A 24,346-nucleotide genomic window follows, 5' to 3' on the forward strand; every position below is an offset into this window, starting at 1 on the left:
TGCAACAAAGAAGCCTGAACCCTTCCATAGCGGAGGATTCAGGCTTTCTTTATAGGTGCCTTTAGTCAGTGAATGTAGGTTACAGAATGCGCTGCATATGCAGGATTACGTTGCTCCAATACCCTGAGTCGAGCTCACTGATCTGAACCCCGGGATCACCCCAGGTATGAATGAACTTTCCATCCCCAATGTAGATACCGACATGTCCGGGTATAGCATCACTTTCAAACCGACCTGGGACAGTGAAGAATATAAGATCGCCGACATCTAGTGCACTGCGTTGCACGCGAGAACCTATATTATCTTGATCCTTGGCTAGACGCGGTAAGTTTACACCGAATTGTTTGAATACATGCCTTGTAAAAGAAGAGCAATCAAATTTCTTAGTCTCTTCATAAGGCCCGGTACCAAATTCATAAGGTACACCTAAGAATTTTTTGGCATAAGAAACTAATTCCTTCTTGTCTGCTTCAGAAATGCTTTGGATGTGAAATGGTTTTGATCCATCCAGTGATTTAGCAGATGGTGTTTTTATAATAGCCTCATGGTCGGTCGGTGTGGCTATGTTGATTTCACCAGACTGAGGATTCCAACCCACCTCCGTTTGAAGAAATTTGGATAGAGCTAGCGGTGTGATATAGATTTGACCTTCTTGTCGTCTAGGTGCCTGCGGTAGTGTGATTTTCTCACCGAGGGAGAAGACTTGAGTAGAGCCAGGGCGCAGCATGTACATAACATCACTGTAGCCAATTTTGGTGTATCCACCATGAGTAGCATCATCTTTCATTCGATAGCCAAGTGAAGTAATCGCAGGTTTGAGTGGAATCCAGTACTTTCCTTGAGCATCGGTGATGGAAGACTTTTCATAATAACTTGAGGCTTGCATGCCATCAGGAGTTACGGCGTTTACCTTGGGTTTTTGTGATTGTGAAGAGTAACCGCATGCGGTACTTGATAAAACGGCAGCGAGCAATACAGTAGCAGTGGATAGTAATTTTTTGTGGTTATTAGGCATATGACACGCTCCATGTTCAAACTGTAGTTTAAGTTTGTGCAGGGGGCTTTTTTTTTATGTAATGAGGACCAAGGCAATCACTGTAAGACATAACCAAGTCCTTCCTATATTGGTGAGTTATGCGCTATAAAATTTGTGATCTCTGGAAGTGGGATAAGTGATTGACGGATAAACAACCTCCATATAATATAGGTTTAATAGATTTCCATCATTATTGTGAGGTACGTGTAAGCTTATGCTTTAATGCTTTTATCGATAAAAGTGATAATGCTGAGTCGCTCACTTTGATGCACGCGTTAATAATCTAATGAAATGGGGTACTTTAATGAAAAAGAGAAACATTTTTGCAGGTTTAAGCTTATGCTTCATGCTAGTAGCTGCTGGCTGTGGCAACAATAATGCCGCTGTAAACTCAGGAAACGCAACAAGCACTGGAAATGCGCCAACGAATGCTGGAACCGCTGATTCCAAAACGTACAAAATCGCAATTTCGCAATACGTAGAACATCCATCACTTGATGCTACACGCGAAGGTATTCTTGCTGCTTTGAAGGATGCCGGGCTTGTTGAAGGAGAGAACCTGAAGGTTGACCTTGAGAATGCTCAAGCTGACCCTGCGAATAACTTGACCATTGCTCAGAAGATTGCAGCTGACACTAATGATTTGGTATTGGCTATTGCAACACCTTCTGCTCAATCGGTTGTTCAAGCGCTTAGCAAATCAAGTAAGGACACTCCGATACTGTTCGCAGCAGTGACTGATCCACTCGATGCAAAGATCGTAACTGATCTGGAGCACCCAGGTGGAAATGTTTCTGGTGTATCAGATACGAATCCTGAAGCTATTAATAGATTAATGCAATTCATTGCTACTCAATTTCCTAATGTGAAGAAGCTGGGCATTGTTATCAATGAAGGTGAACCGAACGCTGTAATTATGGCGGATATTGCTAAGAAAGAGCTGGATAAACATGGCATTGAGCTTGTGAAAGCAGCCATCACGAATACTTCTGAAGTGAAGCAAGCTGCTGAATCACTTGCTGGTCGTGTAGATGCATTCTACATTACTTTGGATAATACAGTAGTGAGTGCTGTTGATACCATCATTCAAACAGCTAATGATAAGAAAATTCCGTTCTTCTCCAGTGACCGGGATACCGTTGAAAAAGGCGCATTTGCAACCGTTGGCTTCAAATATTTCGATCATGGTTACCAAGTTGGACAAATGGCAGTGGACATTCTGAAGAATGGTAAAAAGCCAGCAGATATGAAAGTAACGATGCAAGAAAAGCTCGATCTTATCCTTAACCTTAAAGCCGCTGCCGCACAAGGCATAGAAGTGACGGATGCGATGAAAAAAGAAGTTGCCGATCAAGCTAACAATATTATTCAATAAGACATTCTATAGGGGCGATTCCATGAGGGCGCCCCTTGATGCTTGAAAGGAGAAGACTTCTATGTATGATTCAATGCTCGGGGCTGTGGAAATGGGTTTGCTCTATGCATTTATGGCTTTAGGGGTGTATATTACTTTTCGCATTTTGGATTTTCCTGATTTGACTGTAGATGGAAGCTTTACTACTGGTGGTGCTATTGCAGCCGTTATGATTACCAATGGTTATGCACCCTGGTTAGCCACGCTTGCTGCTATTGCTGGTGGGATGCTGGCAGGAATGTGTACGGGTCTACTACATACGAAGGGTAAGATTAATGGATTATTATCCGGGATTCTAATGATGATCGCACTTTATTCCATCAATCTGAGAATTTTTGGCGGTAAGCCTAACTGGTCACTAATGGGTGATACCACGTTGTTCTCGTCCATCAATCCACTTCTTGTTCTTCCTTTTATTGTTTTATTCGTGAAAATTCTAATGGATTTATTCTTGCGTACTGATCTTGGGCTTGCTTTAAGGGCTACCGGAGATAATGCAAGAATGATCCGTAGTCTGGGTGTAAACACAGATAATACGACAATTCTCGGCGTCAGTTTATCCAACGGAATGGTGGCACTTTCAGGTGCATTGATCACTCAGTATTCCACTTTTGCGGATTCCTCAATGGGAATAGGGATGATTGTTATCGGATTAGCTTCGGTAATCATTGGTGAAGCCATTTTCGGTGCTGGAAATGTATTCCGTGCGACGTTGGCAGTTGTTCTGGGATCTATTGTTTACCGAATCGTAGTTGCACTAGCCTTGTATGTACCATGGTTGAGACCTTCGGATCTTAAGCTGATTACGGCGATTATCGTTATTTTCGCACTTGTATTCCCATCGATTCAGCGTTTCTTGAAGCAGAAGAATATGGCGCGTAAACGTTCGCTTGAATTAGCTGAACAAGCGTTTAGCAGCAAGAGAGGAGGCACCATCGATGCTTAAACTGGATAACGTATCTAAGCTGTTTAATCCTGGAACACCGGATGAGAAGATCGCGCTACTTGGCATTGATTTGGAGCTTCTTCCCGGTGACTTTGTTACCATTATTGGAAGCAACGGTGCTGGTAAATCGACGCTAATGAACATTATTTCTGGTGTGATGAAGCCGGATCTTGGTTCAGCAAGTATTGAAGGGAATTCGATCAGCCATTTAGCAGAATATCAGCGCAGTCGCTGGATCGGACGGGTTTTTCAGGACCCGATGGCAGGTACGGCTCCACGGATGACGATTGAAGAAAATTTAGCGATGGCTTACAAAAGAGGGAAGAGTAGAGGACTATCGTTTGGTGTAAATGCAGCGAGACGGACGATATTTCGTGAGGAGTTAAGTCGTCTCGGGATTGGATTGGAGAATCGTCTGCGAGCAAAGGTAGGGTTATTATCTGGTGGGGAGAGACAAGCACTGAGTTTGCTAATGGCAACCTTTACCCAGCCGCAAATCTTGTTATTAGACGAACATACAGCGGCACTTGATCCTTCACGAGCGGAGCTGATTACTAAACTGACAGAGTCTATCGTCCGTGAGATGAAGCTGACTACGCTTATGGTTACCCATAACATGGAGCAGGCTATACGTCTTGGCAATCGTCTTATCATGATGGATAAAGGCCGTATTATCCTTGATATTGATGAAACAAGGAAAAAGGATCTTACGGTAGAACGCCTGCTGGGAGAATTTGAGACCATCAGTGGTCATAAACTGGCGGATGATCGAATGATGCTTGGTTAGTCTTTTATAGGAGTGTCTTAGGCTCAGGATAGGGGCTTAAAGTGAATTCTGACTCTGGATTTCACTTTAAGTCCTTTTTGTTGTAAGTTTTCCCGAATGCTTCAATATCATTTATGATAGGATATAGTGACGATAAATATTATTCCCATAATAAGGGTTTGGAGTGAATTGGAGGATGCTTATGTTTTGGAAGAATGTTAGCGCTTACAGGAGTTCGGGTATTTTTAATAAAATGATATTGATCATTTCATTTTTACTGCTGCTGTCCTTTCTGTTCTCTTTAACCGTCCTGCAGTATGTTTATCGAATTTATGACAAGCAAATCTATGAAAAGGCATCTGAAGTGCTGGGAATGTCATCTATCAGTATAGAGAGTACTTTGAGAGAGCTGGAACAACTTTCTTTTACAGTGGTCTCTGATGAGCAAATTCAGGAATGTCTTCGCCAGTTACAGGATGATCCTCAACCATATGAGCGGCAGGTCCTACATAATAAAATCATTAACAGGTTAGTTGCCTTTGCAGGAGCAGAGAAATACGTTTATTCCATGATGTTGTTGGATACGAATGGCGGCGCTATGACTGCGGGTAATCGGGAAGGTGTATCACAGGATCTCCAGGATCAATTAAAGCCTCTGGCTAAGGAAGCTAGCGGTAGTATTGTGTGGTATCCCCAAGGGAATAAGAATTCACTCCTGGCTGTTCGGCAGATTAAATCTTACACCGGATCAACCTTTACGCTGGACGATTTAGGGACGCTGGTCATTCGAATTCGGATTGATCGTATTATTGCAGATAGCACTAGTAACACTTCGGATGCCGATCAGTTAATTGTTGCAGATGCGACTTCAGGGTTAGCGGTTTATCCCCAAACTCCGATGTTGCTGCCAAATGAGCTTAAAGCGGAAACGGAACGTTCCGAGCTTTATCGTACGGCTAAGTATGAAGAAGGAACATATTTTATAACGAAGACTAAATCATCTTATATGGAATGGATGTATATCAATGCGACCCCCTTCAATGAGATGTTCAAACATATTACTTTTGTAAAAAAATTGGTCGTCATCATATTCGCGCTCATATTACTAATTGGATTGCTCTTAGGCTATCGATTAGCCCGAAGTATTGTACGCCCGATTTCAAAGCTGACCAAAAAAATGAAACAAATCGAAAAGGGAGATCTGGATAATCTGGAGGAACAGTCGCTAGGTGTCGTTTCGCAAACTGCGCAGGACGAGGTAAGCCAGCTTAACAGAACCTTTAAAATGATGATCCGCAGAATCAGAGAACTTATCGATGAGAATTATGCGAAGCAGCTCATCATTAGAGAGACCGAGCTTAAAGCATTGCAGGCACAGATCAATCCGCATTTTTTGTACAATACACTTGAATCGATCAATTGGTTAGCGAAGATGAACAAGCAAGCTAAAATCTCAGAAATGGTAGAAGCGCTCGGCTATTTGTTTCGCAGTTCGATTGGTCTTAAAGACCCGTTGATTACGATTGAAAAAGAGCTCACCATTGTGCGCAATTATGTCATTATCCAAAAGACGCGTTTTGACGAGAGACTTGATTTCCGCATGGATTTTCCAGAACATTTGCATGACGCTTTAATCCCGAAGCTGACGCTTCAGCCGTTGATCGAGAATGCGATCCGATATGCATTGGAGCCTAATATCGAGCCTTGCACGATTTCTATAACCGTGAGTGAGGAAGAACAGGGCCTTGATATTCGTGTTAGTGATAATGGGCCGGGGATGAGTGCCGAGTTCATCAAAGATTTACAGCAGGGAAGAGTTAAGACACGTGGCGAAGGCATTGGGTTAGCGAACATCGCAGAGCGTATTCAAATCGTATTTGGCCCAGAATGGGGTACAGTGATTGAAAGTGAGCCAGGTCAAGGAACGACAATACATGTACGTATACCTTATTTAAAAGGAGTGCAAGAGAATGTATAAGTTACTGCTGGTTGATGATGAACGGTTGATACTAGAAGGCATATCTCAGGTAGTGGACTGGGCACAGGCAGGAACGGAACTTGTGGGTACTGCGCGAAACGGGATAGAAGCCTTAGAGAAAATAGAGGAGCTTCGCCCTGAAATAGTGATTACTGATATTTCCATGCCCGGATTGGACGGACTAGGCTTGGTGCAGAAATGCAGTGAACGGTTTCCTGAGGTAAAGTTCGTTATGTTGACGGGGTATAAGGATTTTGACTACGCCTGTATCGCTATGCAACATGGAGTGAAGCATTATCTGCTTAAGCCGTGCAACGAGAATCAAATTTATGATGCGTTAGTTGAACTGGTAGCAGAGCTCGATGAACTTAAGGGCCGGACGGAATTTGTAAATGACATGAAGCAACGTTTTACTAAAGTACTACCGCATGTAAAGGAACAATTTTTGAAGGAATGGATCTCTAACAAAACGTACGGGAGTCAAGATTTAGAGTATTATCAGGAGCTGCTAGGCATCGAATTAAATGACAAAGTGGTGCGTTTGATCTTGTTCAGACTGGAAGGTTCTTATGAATATGAGCAACTATTTGCTTTGCAAAATATTGCACAGGATATGCTGCAAGAAACGCTGCTTAGTACAAGGATAGGCGGATTTATTCTGACACTAATGGAAGTCGAAGGAGAGACTACGCTGAATAGTACACTGCTTGAACGAATTTCTGATGTACGAAAAATGTTCTACAAATTTTATAAAGTGGATGTAACCATTGCGATTAGTGACGCGGACTTCATGATACATTCACGGAGATTGTATCGTCAGACTCTGCAATGCCTTAACCACTGTTTTTATATGGAAGAGGGAGGTTTGATCACAGGAAGTGATATTCCTAGTGATGAACTAAGCGGAAGAAATGACATTGAACTAGATGAAGAGCAAATCTGTCTGCTGATTAAGGCGGGCGAACAAAGTGCAGTAGAGTTTGAATTAGAGCGGTTATTTAATCTGCTAGCTGAGCAGCGTGTGGATATTAATGTAACGCGATCTTATGTTTTGCAATTGTATTCTGCGATGATACGTTTAGCCGTCCCTGATGAAAGAAATACCTTTACTTCAAGTATGGTGGAACTGGCTGAGATCAGGACTTTAAGTGGTCTTAAAGCCTATGTAAAAGATGCTGCTGCTCGTTTGACAGCGATGTATGATCGTCATTTTCGCTGTCGCCAATCCTTAATCGTAGATAAAATGTTTAAAATTATTGCGGATGATTATAAGAATGCGGAACTGTCACTTAGCTCAGTCGCTGCTGAGATGTTATATATGAATCCTGATTATCTCGGGAAAATATTTAAGAAAATCACGGGGGAGAAATTCTCTAATTACGTTACCAATTACCGGATTACTAAAGCATCAGAACACATTATGCATAGTGGTGATGTAAGAGTATTTGAGCTCGCTGAAATGTTCGGTTTCGGTGGGAATGCACAGTATTTTAGTCAAGTGTTCAAAAAAGTAACTGGGCAGACACCCACAGAATTTATGAAACCCTCTCAAGGGAACTGATTATTGAACAAACAAGACGGTTTTTTGTATTCAACAATCACTGAATATTTGAGAAGATTTATACATGAAAGCGCTACCTAAAGGGATCAGAGCCTTTATACTATTATAGGAAAAGGGGACATGAATTTGAAAAAGAGATTCGCTTTACTAGCCGTACCATTGTTGTTGTCATCGATGTTAGCTGGTTGTGGTGGAGGTAATAACAATAATAGTGCTGCCGCGACGGATTCCGCTACAAACACGCCTTCAGAAACGAAACCCGCAGCTACAACTTCAGCAGAACCCGTAACTCTGCGTATAGCTTGGTGGGGTGGAGATACACGGCATTCTTATACTCAACAAGTGATTGATATGTATGAAGCCAAATACCCGAATGTAACGATTGAACCTGAATATGCTTCATTCGATGATTATTGGAAGAAGCTTGCCCCTCAAGCAGCAGCGAATCGACTTCCTGATATCGTTCAAATGGATATTTCTTATATTAATCAATATGGGTCTAACGGACAGCTCGAAGATTTGAAGCCTTATTTGAACTCTCAGATCCAAGTCGGCGATGTGAATGAGAACGTCCTTAGTACTGGGGTAATCAATGAGAAGCAATTCGGAATTCCATTAGGCGTTAACGTACTTGGTTTTCAATATGACCCAGAATTGCTAAAGAAGGCAGGGGTGGATTCCATTCCGGAGAACTGGACTTGGGATCAATACAAAGAAATTGCTGCGAAAGCTAAATCAGCTGGACTGTATATCGACGGTTCTATGGCAGCTGACGTATTCTTCAACTATTATCTGCGTACAAAAGGGCTGGCACTTTATAACAATGATGGTTCAGCGCTTGGATATGAGGATGATGCCTTGTTCACTGACTTTTTCGGAATGTTGTCTGGTTTAATTAAAGATGGAGCGGTTCCATCCCAAGACAAACTGAGCCAAAACAAAGGCGTTATCGAGGAGTCGGATATTGTAAAAGGAACAGGTATCGGCGTATGGCAATGGTCTAACCAATATGTTGCTTTGCAAATCGCTGTAAATCGTCCTATGGCACTGGCACAAATGCCTGGTCCGGATATGGAAAAAGGACTCTACATGCAGCCAAGTATGTATTGGTCGGTTACTTCTAACTCAAAAGTGAAGGAAGAAGCAGCGAAGTTCGTTGATTTCTGGATTAATGATCCCGAAGCCAACAATTTAATCAAAGGCGAACGTGGTGTGCCAATTTCAAGCAAAATCAAAGAATCTGTAGCTTCACAATTAACGGATTCCGGTAAGCAAGTATTTAAATTCGTAGCTGACATGGAGCCTACTACTTCTCCAATGAGTCCGCCAGTTGGATCGCCAGAAGTAGTAGCACTCCTTACAGACCTTGCTGAACAAATGAACTTCGGCAAGATTGACCCAGCCGCAGCCGCCGCACAGTTCCGAAAAGAAGCGAACGCTATTCTCTCCAGCCGGTAATAGAAGGTAATAGATAACTATACTGCGTCTAACATGGGAAACGGCATGCCATTTGGTTAGGCGGCAGTCCGTTTCCCTTATTATTCACATAAAAAGGAGTTGGAGACCCTTGGCATCCACGAATCCCCTTCCTTCGAATCCGCTGGCTTTTAAGAAAAAGAAGCTAACAGGCCGGAGTTTACGAAGCAACCTTACAGGATATGCCTTTATCAGTCCATTCGTCATTGGCTTCCTTTGCTTCACATTGATCCCGATGATCATTTCTCTTTATCTTTCATTTACCAAATACAATTTGTTCGCTCCACCTAAATGGATCGGATTTGATAATTACATCAAAATGTTCTCGAATGACCCGAAATATTTACATTCACTAAAGGTCACGCTGCTTTACGTATTCGTTGGTGTGCCTTTACGTCTCACCTTTGCATTATTTGTGGCTATGATTCTAAATACTAAATCGCGCATGATCGGAGCCTATCGTACAACTTATTATTTACCTTCTATTATAGGTGGCAGTGTGGCGGTATCCATCATGTGGCGTAATATTTTTAGTGATACTGGAATTATTAATGGCATGCTCGGTTTTTTCGGCCTTGGTCCAGTAAGTTGGTTTGGTAATCCGAGCGCTGCGCTTATTATGTTGATCACCTTATCCGTGTGGCAATTTGGTTCATCCATGTTGATCTTTCTGGCAGGTCTAAAGAATATTCCTGGTGAAATGTACGAGGCAGCTAGTGTAGATGGAGCAGGCTTTTTCAGAAAGTTCTTTAAGATTACAATGCCCCTCCTAAGCTCAGTTATTCTGTTCAATCTAGTCATGCAGACGATCAGTGCATTTATGACCTTTGTTCCAGCTTATATTATCTCTAAAGGTGAAGGCGGACCAATGGACGGTACGATGTTGTATTCTCTATATCTATTCCGTCAGGCCTTTATGTTTAATAACATGGGTTACGCTTCAGCTATGGCGTGGGTGATGTTGTTGCTAGTAGGCATCATGACCGGAATTTTGTTCAAGACATCCAAATCGTGGGTCTTCTACGAATCGGAAGGAGGAAAATAATCCATGGCGAAAATGAAACTGAAATGGCCGCTGTATCACATTCTTATCGGTGGCCTCGCTATCATTATGCTGTATCCGATTTTGTGGATGATCATGAGCTCTTTTAAAGAGAGCCGGCTTGTATTCGTTACCGCTCAGCAGCTTCTTCCCGATCCATGGGTATGGGGGAATTATGCTAAAGGCTGGGAAGGGATTGCCGGATATTCCTTTGGTGTCTTCATAAAGAATTCATTAATTATTGTCGTTGTAGCCACTCTAGGAGCGGTGGTTTCTTCTTCACTGGTAGCCTTCGGATTTGCACGTAATAAGTTTGTAGGGCATGGCTTATGGTTCGGTATCATGATGATGACGCTTATGCTTCCTTCAGATGTAGTGCTAGTCCCGCAATATATCATCTATGCGAAATTGGAATGGCTCGATAGTATCAAGCCGATTGTGGTTCCACAGTTCTTCGGTGTTCCGTTCTTTATTTTCCTAATGCTGCAGTTTATTCGGACAATACCTGTTGAACTTGACGAAGCGGCTACGATTGATGGGTGCGGGAAATTTGGTCTGTACTTCAGAATCATTCTCCCACTCATCCGTCCATCTATGGCTACTGCAGCGATCTTTTCCTTCTATTGGCGCTGGGAAGACCTGCTTGGGCCAGTGTTGTACCTGAACTCTCCATCTAAATATACAGTTTCTATGGGACTGAAAATGTTCCTCGACAGTGAGTCCGTGTCCAACTGGGGACCCATGTTTGCTATGTCCGTTCTTAGCTTGGCACCCGTCATGATTATTTTCTTTATCTTTCAAAAGCAGATTGTGGAAGGAATCAGCACCAGTGGTTTGAAAGGATAAAATATCTAATGAAGAAAGGTGCGGCTGAATTTGGATAGCTATCATTTTGACTTTGGGATTAAAGATACAGCGCCCGGCTACACCAAAATTCGGCCGGACTCACGATACTCTCCGGATGCGCGATTTGGTTTTACTTCAGACTCGACAGTATTCGGGCGTTCCAGGGGAGGAGCAGATCCATTAAGACGTGATTTCTGCATTCCGCAGAAGGCTGTCTTTCTGTTAGATATTCCTGATGGGATTTACCGGATTTCTATGTTACTTGGTGACTCCTTAGCAGATACGAGTACAATAATTCGAGCAGGTGATGGTAAGTACGTATTAGACACATTGAATGTCCCGGCAGGTCAGTATATACGAGAATCATTTGCGATGCGAATCATGGGTGGTCAGCTAAAGCTCTCCTTCTCAGGTATTGCGCCTCGAATAAATGCTCTCGACATTGAGCCTGACAACGAAGCTCTCGTCTTATATTTGGCTGGTGATTCTACGGTGACCGATCAAGGAGAAGCTGGTTATCCCTATGCTGGCTGGGGCCAGTTGCTGCCTCGCTGCTTCAAAGCAGGTCTTGTAGTGGATAATCGAGCCATTTCAGGATGTAGCTCCAAGAGCTTTATTGAGGAAGGGCATTTGGAGAACATTTCTACTGTGCTTCGGCCCAGAGATTATATGTTCATACAGTTTGGTCATAACGATTCAAAAGGGGATGAACATAGACACACCGAACCTTTCACTACATATAAAGAATATTTGCTGCGGATGATTACAGTTGCTAGGAAAGCAGGAGCCTACCCGGTACTGGTGACCGCTGTACATAGGCGGAGATTTGATCCTGCAGAAGCTATAGTAGACAGTCATGGAGAGTATTTAACGGCAATGAAAGAGTTGGCTGAGACTGAGCAGATCCCCCTAATCGATTTGGCGGAGAAGAGTCGTAAGCTTTTTGAAGCCTATGGTGTGGAAGGAACGAAGGATCTGTTCATGTGGTCCTATCCGGGAGAATATATCTTGCATCCAGTTGGCGTACAAGACAATACACATTTTCAGATTTTAGGAGCACGTCTGCTTGCTGATCTTATTGTAGAGGGCATCCGTGAAGCCGGTTTAAATGATCTCATTATCCATCTTCGGCAGGGTGAATAAAAATAATCCTTTGGGGTATTAAAGATCTATCGATTCAACTTTTGTATGCGAGGTTAAGGTTAAGGAAAGAACTTAACTGGAAGGCTTGCATGACAAGAAGGAGGATACTTAAACATGGCAGATAAGAAGCTGGAAGGTAAGGTAGCGATTGTAACAGGAGGTGGTTCCGGCATTGGACGAGCAACTGTGCTTGAGTTCGCTCGTAACGGGGCCAAAGTTGTGCTGCTGGATAGAACTGTTGAGAACGCAGAAAAGGTTAGAAAACAAGTGGAGAAAGAAGGCGGAGAAGCCCTCGTAATTGAATGCGATGTTGCTGAACCCCCGCAAGTGGAAGCTGCCATAAACAAGGCGGCCGCGAAATGGGGTCGTCTTGATATTGTTTTTGCAAACGCAGGGATTAATGGAGCCATGACGCCCATTGAAACGATGGATATTGAGTCTTGGGACCAGACGATTCACATCAATCTTCGTGGAACCTTCGCGACTGTTAAATATGCGATACCGCATCTAAAAGAAAGCGGTGGCAGCATCCTGATTAACAGCTCCATTAACGGAAATCGTGTATTTTCTAACATCGGTTTTTCTGCTTACAGTACGACAAAGGCAGGTCAGGTTGCTTTTATGAAAATGGCAGCATTAGAACTGGCTCAATTTCAAATTCGCGTAAATGCAATCTGTCCTGGGGCTATTAAGACCAATATAGATGACAACACTTTTCCATCCGAGGATCTCAAAGAGGTAAAAATCCCTGTCGAATTTCCGGAAGGGGATCAACCGCTAGAGGAAGGTCCTGGGCGTCCTGATCAAGTTGCAAAGCTGGCACTTTTTCTGGCCTCCGAGGATTCCGATCATATTACAGGAACTGAGATTTATTGTGACGGTGCAGAATCGTTGCTGCATGGTTAAATAATCTTTCACCAAAACGGATTCTATCCTCTTCGTTATGCGGATTTTATAAGCTGTCGGCGCATATACATGGAGGATAGGAGTGCCGTTTTTTTGCTGTAAAATAAAGCTAATCATAATCTCCGTTTTCCGTTATAATGGAGTATCTGTGGAGAAAGGAGAATGAACTATGGATTTTCATATTGAATCATTAATTAAGCTGCTAGTGGCCATGCTGTTCGGGCTGTTCATCGGGATTGACCGACAGATCAAGCAGAAACCGCTGGGGATTCGGACCAGTATGGTCATTAGTATTGCCTCTTGTCTTGTAACTGTAGTGTCTATTCATGCCTTTGATAAGTTTGCAGGTCCTGAGCATCCAAATATGGATCCGATGCGCCTCGCTGCTCAAATTGTCAGTGGGATAGGGTTCTTGGGTGCTGGTGTTATCCTGCGTAGAGGCGGTGATGCGATATCAGGCTTGACCTCGGCAGCACTCATCTGGACAGCTTCGGGGATTGGCATAGCTGTGGGAGCAGGATTCTATATTGAAGCAGCATATGCGGTTATTCTTCTAATGTTTGCGGTGAATTTAGTTCCTCATTTAATTCGTTCGATTGGTCCTGAAGTGCTTAACAAGCATGAAGTTTCGGTGAGAATCATCATGGAAGCTAATTTTGTCCTTACTGAAGTGATCCAAAAAATTGAGAGACCCCAGGTTAGTACCCAACGAAGTACTAGAAGTCCATCCCGGGCGATCCGCAGAATGAAAATTAAGGATTTGGAAGATGGAAGACAAATGATCGATATGGTGATCTCAGCGCCGGATAAAGATTACGCTACAGAGATCTATTATGATGTGAAGAAAATTGATCATGTCATGAGCGTTGAAGTGGAACAGCTCTAAAAAAGGGCATGTCACGTCATGACCAGATGTGGTAATCTATCAAGTAGAGACAATTATCAGACACTGGAAGGGAGAACACATTATTATGTCTATCACAGCCTATGAAGGACAATATGAAGGAGAAGCAGCCATCTGGTTGAAAGCTGGCCGTTATGAGGCAGCTATCTTACCAGGCATCGGTGGCAACTTGATCTGTTTCCGTGATACCGAAAACGGTTACCGTTTCTTGCATGAACCGGGAGCTGAGGAAATGGAAGCTTTCAAAGCAAGTCCAGGCATCCATGGTATTCCTGTATTATTTCCTCCGAATCGTTATGAAGATGGCAAATTTCCTTGGAATGGTCAAACTTATCAACTCCCGGTAAATGAAGTCGCAACAGGCAACCATTTACATGGATTTTTACATACGGCAGCTTGGGAAGTGGAAGAGTTCGGTAGCGGGAAGACCGAAAGCTTCGTAACCGTATTCATCAAAGTGGATGAGAGCCATCCTTCTTATCAATACTTGCCGTTTAAATACACAATGAAACTACGTTATACCCTTGGTGAAGGTGGCTTATCTCAACAGGTACAAGTGCATAATGATGGTGATGAAGAGATGCCTTGCTTGTTGGCATTCCATACCGCGATTAATGCTCCATTTGCACCAGGTAGCACACCACAAGATTACCTTGTAAAAGCGACCATCGGTAATCGCTGGGAATTGAACGACCGTATGCTGCCGACTGGTAAATTTCAAGAGCTGGAGCCAGGTGAAGCTCAGCTTCGTGATGAAGGTGTGAATCCTTATTTCGCTTCGATGGACAACCATTACACAGCTGTAGCTCAGAATGGACGTAACCGGATGGAGCTTACCGACAGCAAAGCTGGAGTCACTTTAGTTTATGACGTTGGGACTTCATACAAGCAGTGGATGATCTGGAATAATGGTGCTTCTGAGCAGTTCTTCTGCCCAGAGCCGCAAATCAACTTGGTTAATGCACCAATGGTAGATCTGCCAGCGGATGAGATCGGCTTATTCAGTCTCAAACCAGGCGAGTATTGGGATGAAAGTAGTCGTCTGTACGTGAAATAGTGTTCCTGTGAATATTAATATGTGATCAAAAAAGGGGCTGTCTTGTTCGTAGATTTCTACGAATAGACAGCCCTTTTACGTTTAATTTGACGCAGAACTTTATTTTTTACTAACTATTTCTTCACTAATCTGCTCAATAATCTCTTGGATACTCTTTGAACCAAGATCACCCTCACCACGTTTTCTTACAGAAACACTGCCAGAGTTTTTCTCATTCTCACCGAGAACGAGCATATAGGGTGATTTTTCAAGTTGGGCTTCACGAATTTTGTAACCTAGCTTCTCATTTCGGATATCAACCTCTACACGAATGCCAGCTTGTTCTAAGGATTGTTTCACCTGAAACGCATAAGCAACGTAGTTCTCAGAGACGGGCAATAACTTCGCTTGGACGGGTGCTAACCATAGCGGGAATGCGCCGGCATAATGCTCCGTAATAATCCCCATAAAACGATCAATCGACCCATAAACAGCGCGATGGATTACGACCGGGCGGTGCTTAAGGTTATCTTCCCCGATATAAGTAAGATCGAATTTCTCTGGCATTTGCCAATCTAGTTGGATGGTTCCACATTGCCAGCTTCGTTTTAGCGCATCTAAAATATGGAAATCAATCTTTGGTCCGTAGAATGCGCCATCACCTTCATTCACACGATACTCGATCCCGAGATTGTCTAATACACTTTGTAATGATTGTTCAGCTAGATCCCATAGTTCTTCTGATCCCATATAATCTGCCGGGCGAGTAGATAATTCAATCTTGTACTCAAAGCCAAACACTTGATAAATATGGTCAATCAGTGAGATTACCCGGCTTATTTCATCCTCAATCTGCTCTGGTAATACGAAGAGATGGGCATCATCCTGACAAAAAGTACGAACACGCATCATCCCGTTAAGTGCCCCAGAGAACTCATGGCGATGTACTTGACCAAATTCGGCAATTCGGATAGGCAACTCTCGGTAAGAATGTAGATTATTTTTGTAGATCATCATATGACCTGGGCAGTTCATCGGTTTGAGTGCGAATTTTGTTTCGTCTACATTGGTGAAATACATATTGTCTTTGTAGTGATCCCAGTGTCCGGATTGCTCCCAAAGCCGATTGTTCATCATCAGTGGTGTACGAACTTCATCGTAATCTCTCTGTCTTTGTAATTCACGTGCGAAATTCTCAAGCTCTGTGCGGATAGTCATCCCCTTGGGAAGATAGAAGGGCATACCTGGAGCTTCTTCAGAGAACATAAACAATTCCAGTTCCTTGCCGAGCTTACGGTGATCACGTTTTTTAGCTTCTTCAAGAAAGAGTAAGTGCTCTTCAAGTTGAGCTTTCTTAGGAAAAGCAGTTCCGTAAATACGTTGCAGCATTTTATTATTCGAATCTCCACGCCAGTAGGCACCTGCTACATTCAACAGCTTAAAAGCCTTGACCAAGCCAGTTGAGGGAAGATGTGGGCCTCGACAGAGATCCGAGAATTCACCTTGATCATAAATAGATAATACTGTGTCTTCCGGTAGATCACGGATAAGCTCCAGCTTTAAGGGCTCATTCATCGCTTCAAAAAGCTTGATTGCTTCAGCGCGGGGAACGACACGGCGGACAATCGGGTGATTCTCTTGAATAATTCTCGCCATCTCTTGTTCGATTGCTACAAGATCAGCCGTGGATAGAGGTGTCTCAATATCAATGTCGTAATAGAAGCCATCTTCGATTACTGGACCTATGCCGAGCTGGACACCCTTATCTCCATATATACGTTTTATGGCCTGTGCCATGATATGTGCTGTACTGTGTCTATAAATTTCCAGGCCTTCTTTGCTATCCAACGTAACAATTTCGAGCTGGCAATCATGTTCGATCGTTTGGTTTAGATCAACGGATCTTCCATCGATAATTCCAGCTACAGCATTTTTTTTCAGACTGGTACTTATGGCACCTGCTGCTTCTTTAATCGTCGTTCCTTGCAGTACCTCTCTAATTGTTCCGTTTTGCAGTGTTACCTTGATCTCCATGATTGTTAGCCTCCATTTCTCAAAAATTGTTAGTGGTGAACGCAAAAAAACGCATCTCTCCCAGAAAGGGACGAGTGCGTTCAGCTCGTGGTTCCACCCTAATTCGACCTATCACAAGGATAGGACCTCATTGGTATCCTTTAACGTGGATAAGTCGGTGCCACATACTACCGCAAAATTTAGATCTGCGGATTCAGCGTCACGGCTACAAAGGGGTAACTTCACAATCGTGTACTGGAGAAGCTTTCAGCCTAGACCTCTCTCTCTGGACAGTTCGTATAGGAAATCATGTCTTTGATCATTGCCATATGATGTTGCTCGTTCATAGTACTCAATTGCACCCCATAAAGTCAAGAGGCAAGAAACCAGAAATTCAGTTCTCTTTTATTGCAGTCATCATTTGTGTACAGGCGAAGGAGATGAAGTACTCATTGGCGAATGTATGATATCAACTTATTTTAAGGAGGTTTGATATGCAGATTCTCGCCATGCTGACGATGCTAATCGACCATATTGGCTATATCTTTTTTCCAGAGGATATTGCTTGGAGATATGTAGGAAGAATAGCCTTTCCAATTTACTGTTACGGGCTTGTGCAGGGGCATATCCATACATCATCCAGACCGAAATACTTGTTCCGACTGCTCATTATCGCTATTATTGCTCAGATCCCATACAATTTAGCGATTAATCCTGGTGGATGGAACGTGGTGTTTACGCTTTTGTTATCCGCAACCGTATTGGTTATTTTAGATAAACTGCCTACTCCATGGCTTGGAATACCAGTCGTCATTGCAGCTATCGCGTTAATGGATTATTTCCCGATAGATTATAATGCGTACGGCCTGCTGCTAGTATTGATATTCCGTTATGCGAAGTCATATTGGCTTGTTGTAGCACATTTGGCACTTAATCTGTTCTACATGTTTTATAATTATTGGGTTGTGCAAATGCTTAGTATTTTACCAACGCTGTTGATTGCTTTGGCGCCTGTACTTTGGGGATATTTAGAGCGTCACCGGGTACCACGCTGGGTGTGGTGGTCTTTTTATCCTGCGCATTTACTGATTTTAGCGTTATTTAAAGGCGTAATATACAATGAATGGGTTTCTATCGAATGGCGAACTTTGTTGAATCTATAGTATTTTTACAATAAGTAATACTTTGATTTACAAATGTTGCCTTTGCTGAGATAATGGATTGATTTCAAAAAATCTTACAAAAAGGAGACTTGCTATGAGGAGAATGAAAGCTAGGGCAAAATGGTTTATTCCTTTTGTCGCACTGCTGCTTGTTCTGGCCGGTTGTCAATCGGTTGGAGGTTTCGATGTTAATAAGGCATTGATCGGGGATGTCGATGTTAAATCATCAGAATCCAGCATGACGTTTTCTATGAACGCTGAACCTTCAGAAGGAATTAGCGCAGAAGATAAGGAAATGGTCGATCTCATAAATTCTTTTTCCCTGAGTATTAGCAATGCAAAGTTACAAGAGAATGGTAATGTATCTGCCAATGGAACGATCGGCTATAAACAATTGAATATTCCATTCTCATTGTTTATGGACAAAAAAACTTTAGTCTTTACGGTTGAAGGAGCAAAACAACCGTTTTACTTCCCGGTTCAAGGTTATGATGAGGTCTTTGCTGAAGTTGGATTGGATCTGACTAAAGCTGAAGATCTTAGTAAGCTGCTAACGAAGTTTGTGGTGAAGAATCTTCCTAATCCAAGCGCAATTAGCGTAACACCCGTTAGTGAGGCTGTGTATGGCCAGCAGGTGAATATGACGAAGTTACATACCGAAGTGACGGGTGATGAGCTTCCGGCATTGTTAAAAGGATTCCTGAAATCGATCTCTAAAGATACGGAAGGCTTTACAGAATTGGTTGGTGGTCTGTATGACTATCTATATCCTGTGATCAAAGCAATGGACGAAAAAGCCTCCGGTGATTATGAAATTCCAGGTATTGGAGTAATTCCTCTGGGTGATAAAGAAGCTGTTGTAACTGTACTGCATGATGCAGCAAAATTGGCTGTGGATGCGTTACTGCTGGTTTATGACAATCAACTAGACAGTCTTTACAAAGCTACCCCTGAGCTTAAGACGGTTCTGAGTAAGGATACGAAGCTTGCTGTCGACATTTTTGTAGACAGTGGACTACATGTTCGTAAACAGAATGTTGATCTGAAAGTGGCGCTTCCAGGTACTGAAGATATGCCATTAAAGAGCTTCTCTCTTAAGGCTTCCAGTCAGATTTGGAACATTGGTGGTGCTGTAACGGCAGATCCAATCAGTACTGAAGGAGCACTTGATGTTTCTTCTGGTGACCTGACTCCTGGAGAGACTTTGAACAATTTTGATCCAAATTCTAACGTTTATCGTATATTGAAAGACGATCTTGGTATCACCAAGAGAACGATTGTCATCGAACCAGACGACGAATATTATTATCCGATCGTTGACAATAATACGACGTACATTCCTCTTCGGTATTTTGCAGAAGATTTAGATGCTATTGTGGAATGGGATACAGCCAATCGTGCTATTATCGTAACTGATGGTGTGTACGGTGATAAGCTGGTATTCAAAATCGGTTCTTCCGAAGCAGTAATTAACGGTGAAAAAGTGAAGCTTGCAGAGCCTGTATTTGTTGACGAATATGGTGATGCCTATGTATCGCTGCGTCTGCTTGCTGAAGCACTTCATGCTACTGTGTATGTAGATGAAGATGGTTGGATTACTATTACACGTAAATAGTTAGTTCGATCCTTATTGGCTAAATAACACAAACAAATCCAGCTTCTAACTTCGCAGAAATGCGGGTGAAGCTGGTTTTTTTTATATGAAGTATGGCATCTTTTTATTGCTTCGTTAAAACCACTTCTAGGTCGACATTACTTAGCGCTTTTTCTTCAGCCATACTTTGGACATACCCTCCTAGGAAACCGTCCTGCTGTTCCTCCCAAAGCTTGTAGCCCGGCAACGCTTTTATATCCTTAGCAAAGGTACCTGCAGTTCCTGCGAAGTATCGTACATTCAGCTTGGACATTACCTTCGCCATGGATTCTTTTTCAGACTCCGTTAAAGGACTTTCCTTAAGACTATCCATAGCTTTGTCATAGGAGTTAGTAGCAAAGGCTTCTTCGGCATAAGCCTTGAAGTTTAAGAGATTGTGATCTGTAATCTGGTTAGCTTCAGCCCAACCTTCTACGTTCAAAGACGTTGCTTTATAATTTACGGTTCGCGAGACGGGATCGAAGGTCATGGCTCCATATTGATGCGGATTGACGGCCATCGCACTCGTAGCGATATCATAGATTGGCATTGGTTCAGAGGATGCTGTATCTTGATTCGCGTCTGCTGGATCTACTTGAATGTCCTGCATATGAATATGTCCTGAGAGAACTAGATTAAGTCCATTCTTTCGTAAGGATTTTATAGCTACCTGGCTGTTATTAAGCTTGAAGCCTGAAACAGACATAGAAGTGTGACTTAATAAATTATGATGCATCACCGTGATCACAGAAGCATGCTCTTTGGCTGCAAGCTTAACGGATTCATCGATCCATGAAAGCGTAGAAGAAGTAATACGCCCATCTGTCTGAGGGAAACCGTATTTTTTATTATTAAGGTATTGGCTACTGTCTATCATCAGAATCCATAAGTTGGGGGCAGCCTTGACGATATAGCTTAGTGATTCCTTATCACGTGATGCAGCTTCTTTGTAGCCGAAATCCGCATACATTTTGACGAAATCCTTATCTGTAATTGAATCCGTAAGGAGCTGTTTATCGCCACTGAAGGATCTAGCCCAAGGATTAAATAAGTCGTGATTGCCTGGAATGACATAAACAGAGGTTCCTTGTTGTTCGATTCGTTTTAAATTTTCGGTTAACTTTTGATGGCTGCTGCGTTCTCCATTATTAGTTAAATCGCCACTGAGGATGATAAACGCAGGTTTTTTCTGTTCAGCGTCATAGACCAAAGCTTCAGCCATTTCATCACTGTAGGGCAGCATTTTTCCATCGCCTCCAGTGACATAGGTCTGAAAAGCCTGCCCACCATCCTGAAGATCTTTATCCAAAAAGTGAGTGTCTGTGGCGACCCAGAAAGATACAGGTTTAAGCTCAGCTTGATCAAGTTCCATAGCGTTTAAATTAGACGATTTTGTGTCTTTACAGCCAGTAAGTGCCAAGCTAAGGAAAAAGAGCACTACACAAGAGAATATGACTGTTTTTTTATGTAGAATAAGAACTTTATCTGTTGAAAAATTCATTTATATAACCTTCCTTCTGCACTTTTGCTGCACTATTGTAGCTTATTTTTAGCCGAAATGTATATCGGAAAAGTGAAGGGGAGATGTTACTATTCGAGGCTAATTGTATATCCGACAAAATAAGTTGTGAATAGATGTTGTATTTTCAGAAAAAAGGTGATAAGATGTACAAAAGTAAGTTACTTAAATAAATGGAGGTAGTTATTTTATGTCTAACAATTTTCTTGAAGCAGTTAAAGGAAGACGTTCCATCTATGCCATCAGTAAAGAATCCACTGTAGCCGATGCTCAAATTATTGAAATCGTTGAGCAAGCGGTTTTGCATAGCCCAACCTCATTCAACTCCCAAAGCTCTAGAGCGGTTGTTCTTTTAGGTGAACAGCATGATAAATTATGGGATATCACGACAGAAACTTTGCGCAAAATCGTTCCAGCTGAACAATTTGAAGGAACAGCTCAAAAATTAGCATCTTTCAAAGCAGGATACGGTTCCGTATTGTTCTTTGAAGATCAAGCGGTAGTGAAGAACCTTCAAGAAAACTTCGCCTTGTATGCCGAGAACTTCCCAGTTTGGTCTAACCAATCTTCAGGCATTCTGCAATTCGTAGTATGGACTGCACTTTCTGAAGCAGGTTTAGGTGCATCCTTGCAGCACTATAACCCACTGATTGATGACGAAGTGAAAGAAGCTTGGGGCATCCCGCAAGACTGGAAACTAATTGCTCAATTGCCATTTGGTAAGACAGTAACTCCAGCAGGTGAGAAACAATTCCAACCGGTTGAAGATCGCGTTAAAGTCTTTAAATAAGCTTAAGAGAGTGTTTAAAACCTCCTAGACCAGGCTAATTAATTATATAGTCAGGTTAAGGAGGTTTTTTTGTATGCCGTGGAACGAAGAAGATTATCCAGATTCACTCAAGAACTTCACTGCACCTATTCGTAATAAGGCGATTGATATTGCTAATGCACTGCTAGAAGATGGATATGAAGAGGGAAGGGCGATTTCTATTGCTACCGCACAAGCGAAAGAGTGGGGAGAGAATCGTGATAAGCAGGTCCGTAAAAAAGGACATTAATTAAAAGTTCGAAAATAGAGGTACAAAAAAAGCAGAACAGCGTCTCTTAACGCTTGTCCTGCTTTTTGCAGTCATATTATTTAGCAGATTCAGTTCCTGCTTCTGCGCTTGCAGATGGCTCAGGAGAAGCTGTTGCTTCTTTTTTGGCATCCGTAAGTGAATTTGTGATTTTTGCTTTTGCAGTTGTATCTGACAACCAAGTAGTGGAAAGAGTGGAAACCTTTTGAGACACAAGCGTCTTTTTGATTTCATCTTTCTTTTCTTCCAAGGTGTAGTTTTTAGCGTCTTTGTGGTCGGTTACTTTAATGATGTGATAACCGTAATCGGATTTCACAGCACCGCTTGTTTCCCCAACTTTAAGTTTAAAGGCTACATCGGAGAATTCAGCTACCATATCTCCACGTTTGAAGAAGTCTAGATCTCCGCCATTAGCTTTGGAACCAGTGTCTGAAGATTTTTCTTTAGCAAGTTCAGCGAAATCTGCTCCATCTTTCAATTGCTTCAGAATTGCATCCGCTTCTTCTTTAGTCTCAACGAGAATGTGGGAAGCGCGAACTTGTTCTTCTTCATTGAAAGTAGCTTTATTTGCTTCATAGTAGTCTTTGATTTCTTGATCCGTTATAGTCACTTGCGGCTCAAGAATCTTACGCAGTTTTACTTGCAGCGGCATTTGCTTCTTCAAGTCATCAACGGTCATTGAGCTTTGTTGCAACGCAGCATTAAATGCAGCTTCTCCGCCGAATTGTGCTTTTAGGTCTTCTAATTCAGCATTAATGTCTTCATCAGTAACAGTTACGTTAGCTTTTTTAGCTTCTTGATCAACGAGTTCAGTAGTAATCATGGCTTGCAGTGTGCTTTCTCCGCCTGCTTCGATCAATTTATCATAAAGTTGTTCTTTAGTAATGTTAGTTCCGTTAACGCTAGCAACAGCTGTGCTGCTGTCGTCCTTTTGGAATGGAGGCTTAATCAATACAATGATGAGTGCCGCAGCCAGAACCACAGAGGCAATCATCCAGCCCTTGTTACCTTTAGGAGAAACTGGTGGAGCAGGTGGCGTCGTATTATTGTTGCTGCCGACTTTGTTCATTACTGGAACACTTTCCTCTTTTGTTGTATTCACAGGTTCTTCAGCAGCTTCGATCTCCACTTCATTTACTTCATTGGTATTCTCGGTAGTGTTCAATTCTTCTTCCGGAGTACCGTTGTTTTCTAAGTTCTCATTTCCATTCAGATCTTTTTTGTCCATTATTAGTAATGACTCCCTTCAATATAGGTGTTGCTTGTCTATTTACAACTTTAACAGAAATCCAGATCCTAAACCTTAAGAAAGTATAAAAAAAGATAGGATCTTTTTAAGTTTCTATTAATAAAAAGCAAAAAGCCGGAAATGGCATCGGTAACATGCCCTTCCGGCTTATGGGAATAAGATGTTTACTTCAGTCCTTTCAATAGATGACGAATACTTTCTTGTTTCCGTCTTGGGACCCGTACGTTTTTAGCGAATAGGCCCTTTTCTCCGAAATAAATGCAGTCGTCTTCGATAGAACTGATCTTGTTTAGATTGACATAACAGCCACCGTACACATGATAGTAAGTAGAATTGGATAACAATCGTTTTAATTGCTCGGCAGTCATTCTCTTTTTTATGTTGTAGTTTCTGCCGTGAAAAATGACCAAATCATGGTCCCCGACCTTAAAGAACAGAATGTCTGTTTCCACCTCGAAGTCCTCGTATACATTTCTGGCTTCCAGCAGGATGCTACTCATTCATGTTCCCCCTTTATACTTAATAAAAGACTAATGTTAGCGCTTTCATTATAGCACAATCCCTAATCATTGGAAAGCCTTATTTTTGAACTATTTGTCACACTTTTTACTTTATAGTTTGTCTTTAACGTTTAAAAAT

Annotated in this window: 21 protein-coding genes; 16 read left to right on the forward strand and 5 right to left on the reverse strand. The window is 42.3% G+C overall.

Translation table 11 applies throughout. From position 1 onward, the window contains the following. Nucleotides 1–79: 79 nt before the first annotated feature. A complete protein-coding gene (locus MKY99_RS11980; RefSeq protein WP_339270660.1) occupies nucleotides 80–1,015 on the reverse strand; it encodes an NlpC/P60 family protein in 936 nt (311 codons plus the stop codon). Nucleotides 1,016–1,340: 325 nt separating this feature from the next. On the opposite strand from MKY99_RS11980, the gene MKY99_RS11985 reads away from it, so the two are divergent. The 12 genes from MKY99_RS11985 (at nucleotide 1,341) to MKY99_RS12040 (ending at nucleotide 15,075) form a co-directional block, all read left to right on the forward strand. After that, a complete protein-coding gene (locus MKY99_RS11985) occupies nucleotides 1,341–2,411 on the forward strand; it encodes an ABC transporter substrate-binding protein (protein WP_042187416.1) in 1,071 nt (356 codons plus the stop codon). A gap of 61 nt (nucleotides 2,412–2,472) precedes the next feature. Next, entirely contained in the window at nucleotides 2,473–3,396 is a 924-nt protein-coding gene (locus tag MKY99_RS11990) for an ABC transporter permease (RefSeq protein WP_076282900.1), read from the forward strand. Next, nucleotides 3,389–4,183, forward strand: a complete 795-nt coding sequence (locus tag MKY99_RS11995; RefSeq protein WP_339270664.1) for an ABC transporter ATP-binding protein — start codon at nucleotides 3,389–3,391, stop codon at nucleotides 4,181–4,183. Before MKY99_RS11990 ends, MKY99_RS11995 begins: the two co-directional genes overlap by 8 nt. Nucleotides 4,184–4,364: 181 nt before the next feature. Continuing rightward, a complete protein-coding gene (locus MKY99_RS12000; RefSeq protein WP_339270666.1) occupies nucleotides 4,365–6,140 on the forward strand; it encodes a sensor histidine kinase in 1,776 nt (591 codons plus the stop codon). Next, nucleotides 6,133–7,701, forward strand: a complete 1,569-nt coding sequence (locus MKY99_RS12005; RefSeq protein WP_339270668.1) for a response regulator — start codon at nucleotides 6,133–6,135, stop codon at nucleotides 7,699–7,701. Before MKY99_RS12000 ends, MKY99_RS12005 begins: the two co-directional genes overlap by 8 nt. Nucleotides 7,702–7,821: 120 nt before the next feature. Further along, nucleotides 7,822–9,159, forward strand: a complete 1,338-nt coding sequence (locus MKY99_RS12010) for an extracellular solute-binding protein (protein ID WP_149644202.1) — start codon at nucleotides 7,822–7,824, stop codon at nucleotides 9,157–9,159. Between the two features lie 142 nt (nucleotides 9,160–9,301). Next, on the forward strand, nucleotides 9,302–10,222 hold the full coding sequence (locus MKY99_RS12015) for a sugar ABC transporter permease (RefSeq protein WP_339271605.1): 921 nt from the start codon (nucleotides 9,302–9,304) through the stop codon (nucleotides 10,220–10,222). A gap of 3 nt (nucleotides 10,223–10,225) precedes the next feature. Continuing rightward, nucleotides 10,226–11,065: a carbohydrate ABC transporter permease gene (locus tag MKY99_RS12020; RefSeq protein ID WP_042126927.1), complete on the forward strand. Its 840-nt coding sequence runs from the start codon at nucleotides 10,226–10,228 to the stop codon at nucleotides 11,063–11,065. A gap of 30 nt (nucleotides 11,066–11,095) precedes the next feature. Then, nucleotides 11,096–12,208, forward strand: a complete 1,113-nt coding sequence (locus MKY99_RS12025; RefSeq protein ID WP_339270671.1) for a rhamnogalacturonan acetylesterase — start codon at nucleotides 11,096–11,098, stop codon at nucleotides 12,206–12,208. Between the two features lie 114 nt (nucleotides 12,209–12,322). Next, nucleotides 12,323–13,114 carry an SDR family NAD(P)-dependent oxidoreductase gene (locus tag MKY99_RS12030; RefSeq protein WP_094868564.1) on the forward strand — a complete coding sequence of 264 codons (792 nt, stop codon included), beginning with the start codon at nucleotides 12,323–12,325 and terminating at the stop codon, nucleotides 13,112–13,114. 169 nt (nucleotides 13,115–13,283) lie between these two features. Beyond that, a complete protein-coding gene (locus MKY99_RS12035; protein ID WP_042126933.1) occupies nucleotides 13,284–14,000 on the forward strand; it encodes an MgtC/SapB family protein in 717 nt (238 codons plus the stop codon). 85 nt (nucleotides 14,001–14,085) lie between these two features. Further along, nucleotides 14,086–15,075, forward strand: coding sequence for an aldose 1-epimerase (locus tag MKY99_RS12040; protein WP_339270676.1), 990 nt, complete (start codon nucleotides 14,086–14,088; stop codon nucleotides 15,073–15,075). A gap of 99 nt (nucleotides 15,076–15,174) precedes the next feature. Here the strand turns inward: MKY99_RS12040 and thrS are convergent, their stop codons facing one another. Further along, nucleotides 15,175–17,088 carry a threonine--tRNA ligase gene (gene thrS, locus MKY99_RS12045; RefSeq protein WP_339270678.1) on the reverse strand — a complete coding sequence of 638 codons (1,914 nt, stop codon included), beginning with the start codon at nucleotides 17,086–17,088 and terminating at the stop codon, nucleotides 15,175–15,177. Nucleotides 17,089–17,561: 473 nt separating this feature from the next. Here thrS and MKY99_RS12050 point away from each other — a divergent pair, with 473 nt between their 5' ends. Both MKY99_RS12050 and MKY99_RS12055 read left to right on the forward strand, forming a co-directional pair. Beyond that, a complete protein-coding gene (locus MKY99_RS12050; protein ID WP_339270680.1) occupies nucleotides 17,562–18,230 on the forward strand; it encodes a TraX family protein in 669 nt (222 codons plus the stop codon). A 94-nt stretch (nucleotides 18,231–18,324) separates the two neighbouring features. After that, nucleotides 18,325–19,845 carry a copper amine oxidase N-terminal domain-containing protein gene (locus MKY99_RS12055; RefSeq protein WP_339270682.1) on the forward strand — a complete coding sequence of 507 codons (1,521 nt, stop codon included), beginning with the start codon at nucleotides 18,325–18,327 and terminating at the stop codon, nucleotides 19,843–19,845. Nucleotides 19,846–19,948: 103 nt separating this feature from the next. Here MKY99_RS12055 and MKY99_RS12060 read toward each other — a convergent pair whose 3' ends face one another. After that, nucleotides 19,949–21,364, reverse strand: coding sequence for a metallophosphoesterase (locus MKY99_RS12060; protein ID WP_339270684.1), 1,416 nt, complete (start codon nucleotides 21,362–21,364; stop codon nucleotides 19,949–19,951). Between the two features lie 208 nt (nucleotides 21,365–21,572). Between MKY99_RS12060 and MKY99_RS12065 the strand changes: the two genes are divergently transcribed. Together MKY99_RS12065 and MKY99_RS12070 are read left to right on the forward strand one after the other, a co-directional pair. Next, a complete protein-coding gene (locus MKY99_RS12065; RefSeq protein ID WP_042187439.1) occupies nucleotides 21,573–22,172 on the forward strand; it encodes a nitroreductase family protein in 600 nt (199 codons plus the stop codon). Nucleotides 22,173–22,245: 73 nt separating this feature from the next. Further along, complete coding sequence (locus MKY99_RS12070; protein WP_339270686.1) at nucleotides 22,246–22,440, forward strand: DUF2188 domain-containing protein; 195 nt, start codon at nucleotides 22,246–22,248, stop codon at nucleotides 22,438–22,440. Nucleotides 22,441–22,516: 76 nt separating this feature from the next. On the opposite strand, the gene MKY99_RS12075 is transcribed toward MKY99_RS12070, so the two are convergent. Both MKY99_RS12075 and MKY99_RS12080 read right to left on the reverse strand, forming a co-directional pair. Then, entirely contained in the window at nucleotides 22,517–23,686 is a 1,170-nt protein-coding gene (locus tag MKY99_RS12075; RefSeq protein WP_339270688.1) for a peptidylprolyl isomerase, read from the reverse strand. Nucleotides 23,687–23,871: 185 nt separating this feature from the next. Then, nucleotides 23,872–24,207, reverse strand: coding sequence for a hypothetical protein (locus MKY99_RS12080; RefSeq protein ID WP_042126947.1), 336 nt, complete (start codon nucleotides 24,205–24,207; stop codon nucleotides 23,872–23,874). Between the last annotated feature and the right edge of the window lie 139 nt (nucleotides 24,208–24,346).

It is taken from the genome of Paenibacillus sp. FSL R5-0470 (assembly GCF_037975205.1).
Lineage (GTDB): Bacteria > Bacillota > Bacilli > Paenibacillales > Paenibacillaceae > Paenibacillus_AQ.

Excerpts from the sequence above, each read along its gene's own strand:
- MKY99_RS11980 (WP_339270660.1), bottom strand. The coding sequence starts at position 1,015 with ATGCCTAATAACCACAAAAAATTACTATCCACTGCTACTGTATTGCTC.
- MKY99_RS11985 (WP_042187416.1), top strand. The coding sequence starts at position 1,341 with ATGAAAAAGAGAAACATTTTTGCAGGTTTAAGCTTATGCTTCATGCTA.
- MKY99_RS11990 (WP_076282900.1), top strand. The coding sequence starts at position 2,473 with ATGTATGATTCAATGCTCGGGGCTGTGGAAATGGGTTTGCTCTATGCA.
- MKY99_RS11995 (WP_339270664.1), top strand. The coding sequence starts at position 3,389 with ATGCTTAAACTGGATAACGTATCTAAGCTGTTTAATCCTGGAACACCG.
- MKY99_RS12000 (WP_339270666.1), top strand. The coding sequence starts at position 4,365 with ATGTTTTGGAAGAATGTTAGCGCTTACAGGAGTTCGGGTATTTTTAAT.
- MKY99_RS12005 (WP_339270668.1), top strand. The coding sequence starts at position 6,133 with ATGTATAAGTTACTGCTGGTTGATGATGAACGGTTGATACTAGAAGGC.
- MKY99_RS12010 (WP_149644202.1), top strand. The coding sequence starts at position 7,822 with ATGAATTTGAAAAAGAGATTCGCTTTACTAGCCGTACCATTGTTGTTG.
- MKY99_RS12020 (WP_042126927.1), top strand. The coding sequence starts at position 10,226 with ATGGCGAAAATGAAACTGAAATGGCCGCTGTATCACATTCTTATCGGT.
- MKY99_RS12030 (WP_094868564.1), top strand. The coding sequence starts at position 12,323 with ATGGCAGATAAGAAGCTGGAAGGTAAGGTAGCGATTGTAACAGGAGGT.
- MKY99_RS12035 (WP_042126933.1), top strand. The coding sequence starts at position 13,284 with ATGGATTTTCATATTGAATCATTAATTAAGCTGCTAGTGGCCATGCTG.
- MKY99_RS12040 (WP_339270676.1), top strand. The coding sequence starts at position 14,086 with ATGTCTATCACAGCCTATGAAGGACAATATGAAGGAGAAGCAGCCATC.
- thrS (WP_339270678.1), bottom strand. The coding sequence starts at position 17,088 with ATGGAGATCAAGGTAACACTGCAAAACGGAACAATTAGAGAGGTACTG.
- MKY99_RS12050 (WP_339270680.1), top strand. The coding sequence starts at position 17,562 with ATGCAGATTCTCGCCATGCTGACGATGCTAATCGACCATATTGGCTAT.
- MKY99_RS12055 (WP_339270682.1), top strand. The coding sequence starts at position 18,325 with ATGAGGAGAATGAAAGCTAGGGCAAAATGGTTTATTCCTTTTGTCGCA.
- MKY99_RS12060 (WP_339270684.1), bottom strand. The coding sequence starts at position 21,364 with ATGAATTTTTCAACAGATAAAGTTCTTATTCTACATAAAAAAACAGTC.
- MKY99_RS12065 (WP_042187439.1), top strand. The coding sequence starts at position 21,573 with ATGTCTAACAATTTTCTTGAAGCAGTTAAAGGAAGACGTTCCATCTAT.
- MKY99_RS12070 (WP_339270686.1), top strand. The coding sequence starts at position 22,246 with ATGCCGTGGAACGAAGAAGATTATCCAGATTCACTCAAGAACTTCACT.
- MKY99_RS12075 (WP_339270688.1), bottom strand. The coding sequence starts at position 23,686 with ATGGACAAAAAAGATCTGAATGGAAATGAGAACTTAGAAAACAACGGT.
- MKY99_RS12080 (WP_042126947.1), bottom strand. The coding sequence starts at position 24,207 with ATGAGTAGCATCCTGCTGGAAGCCAGAAATGTATACGAGGACTTCGAG.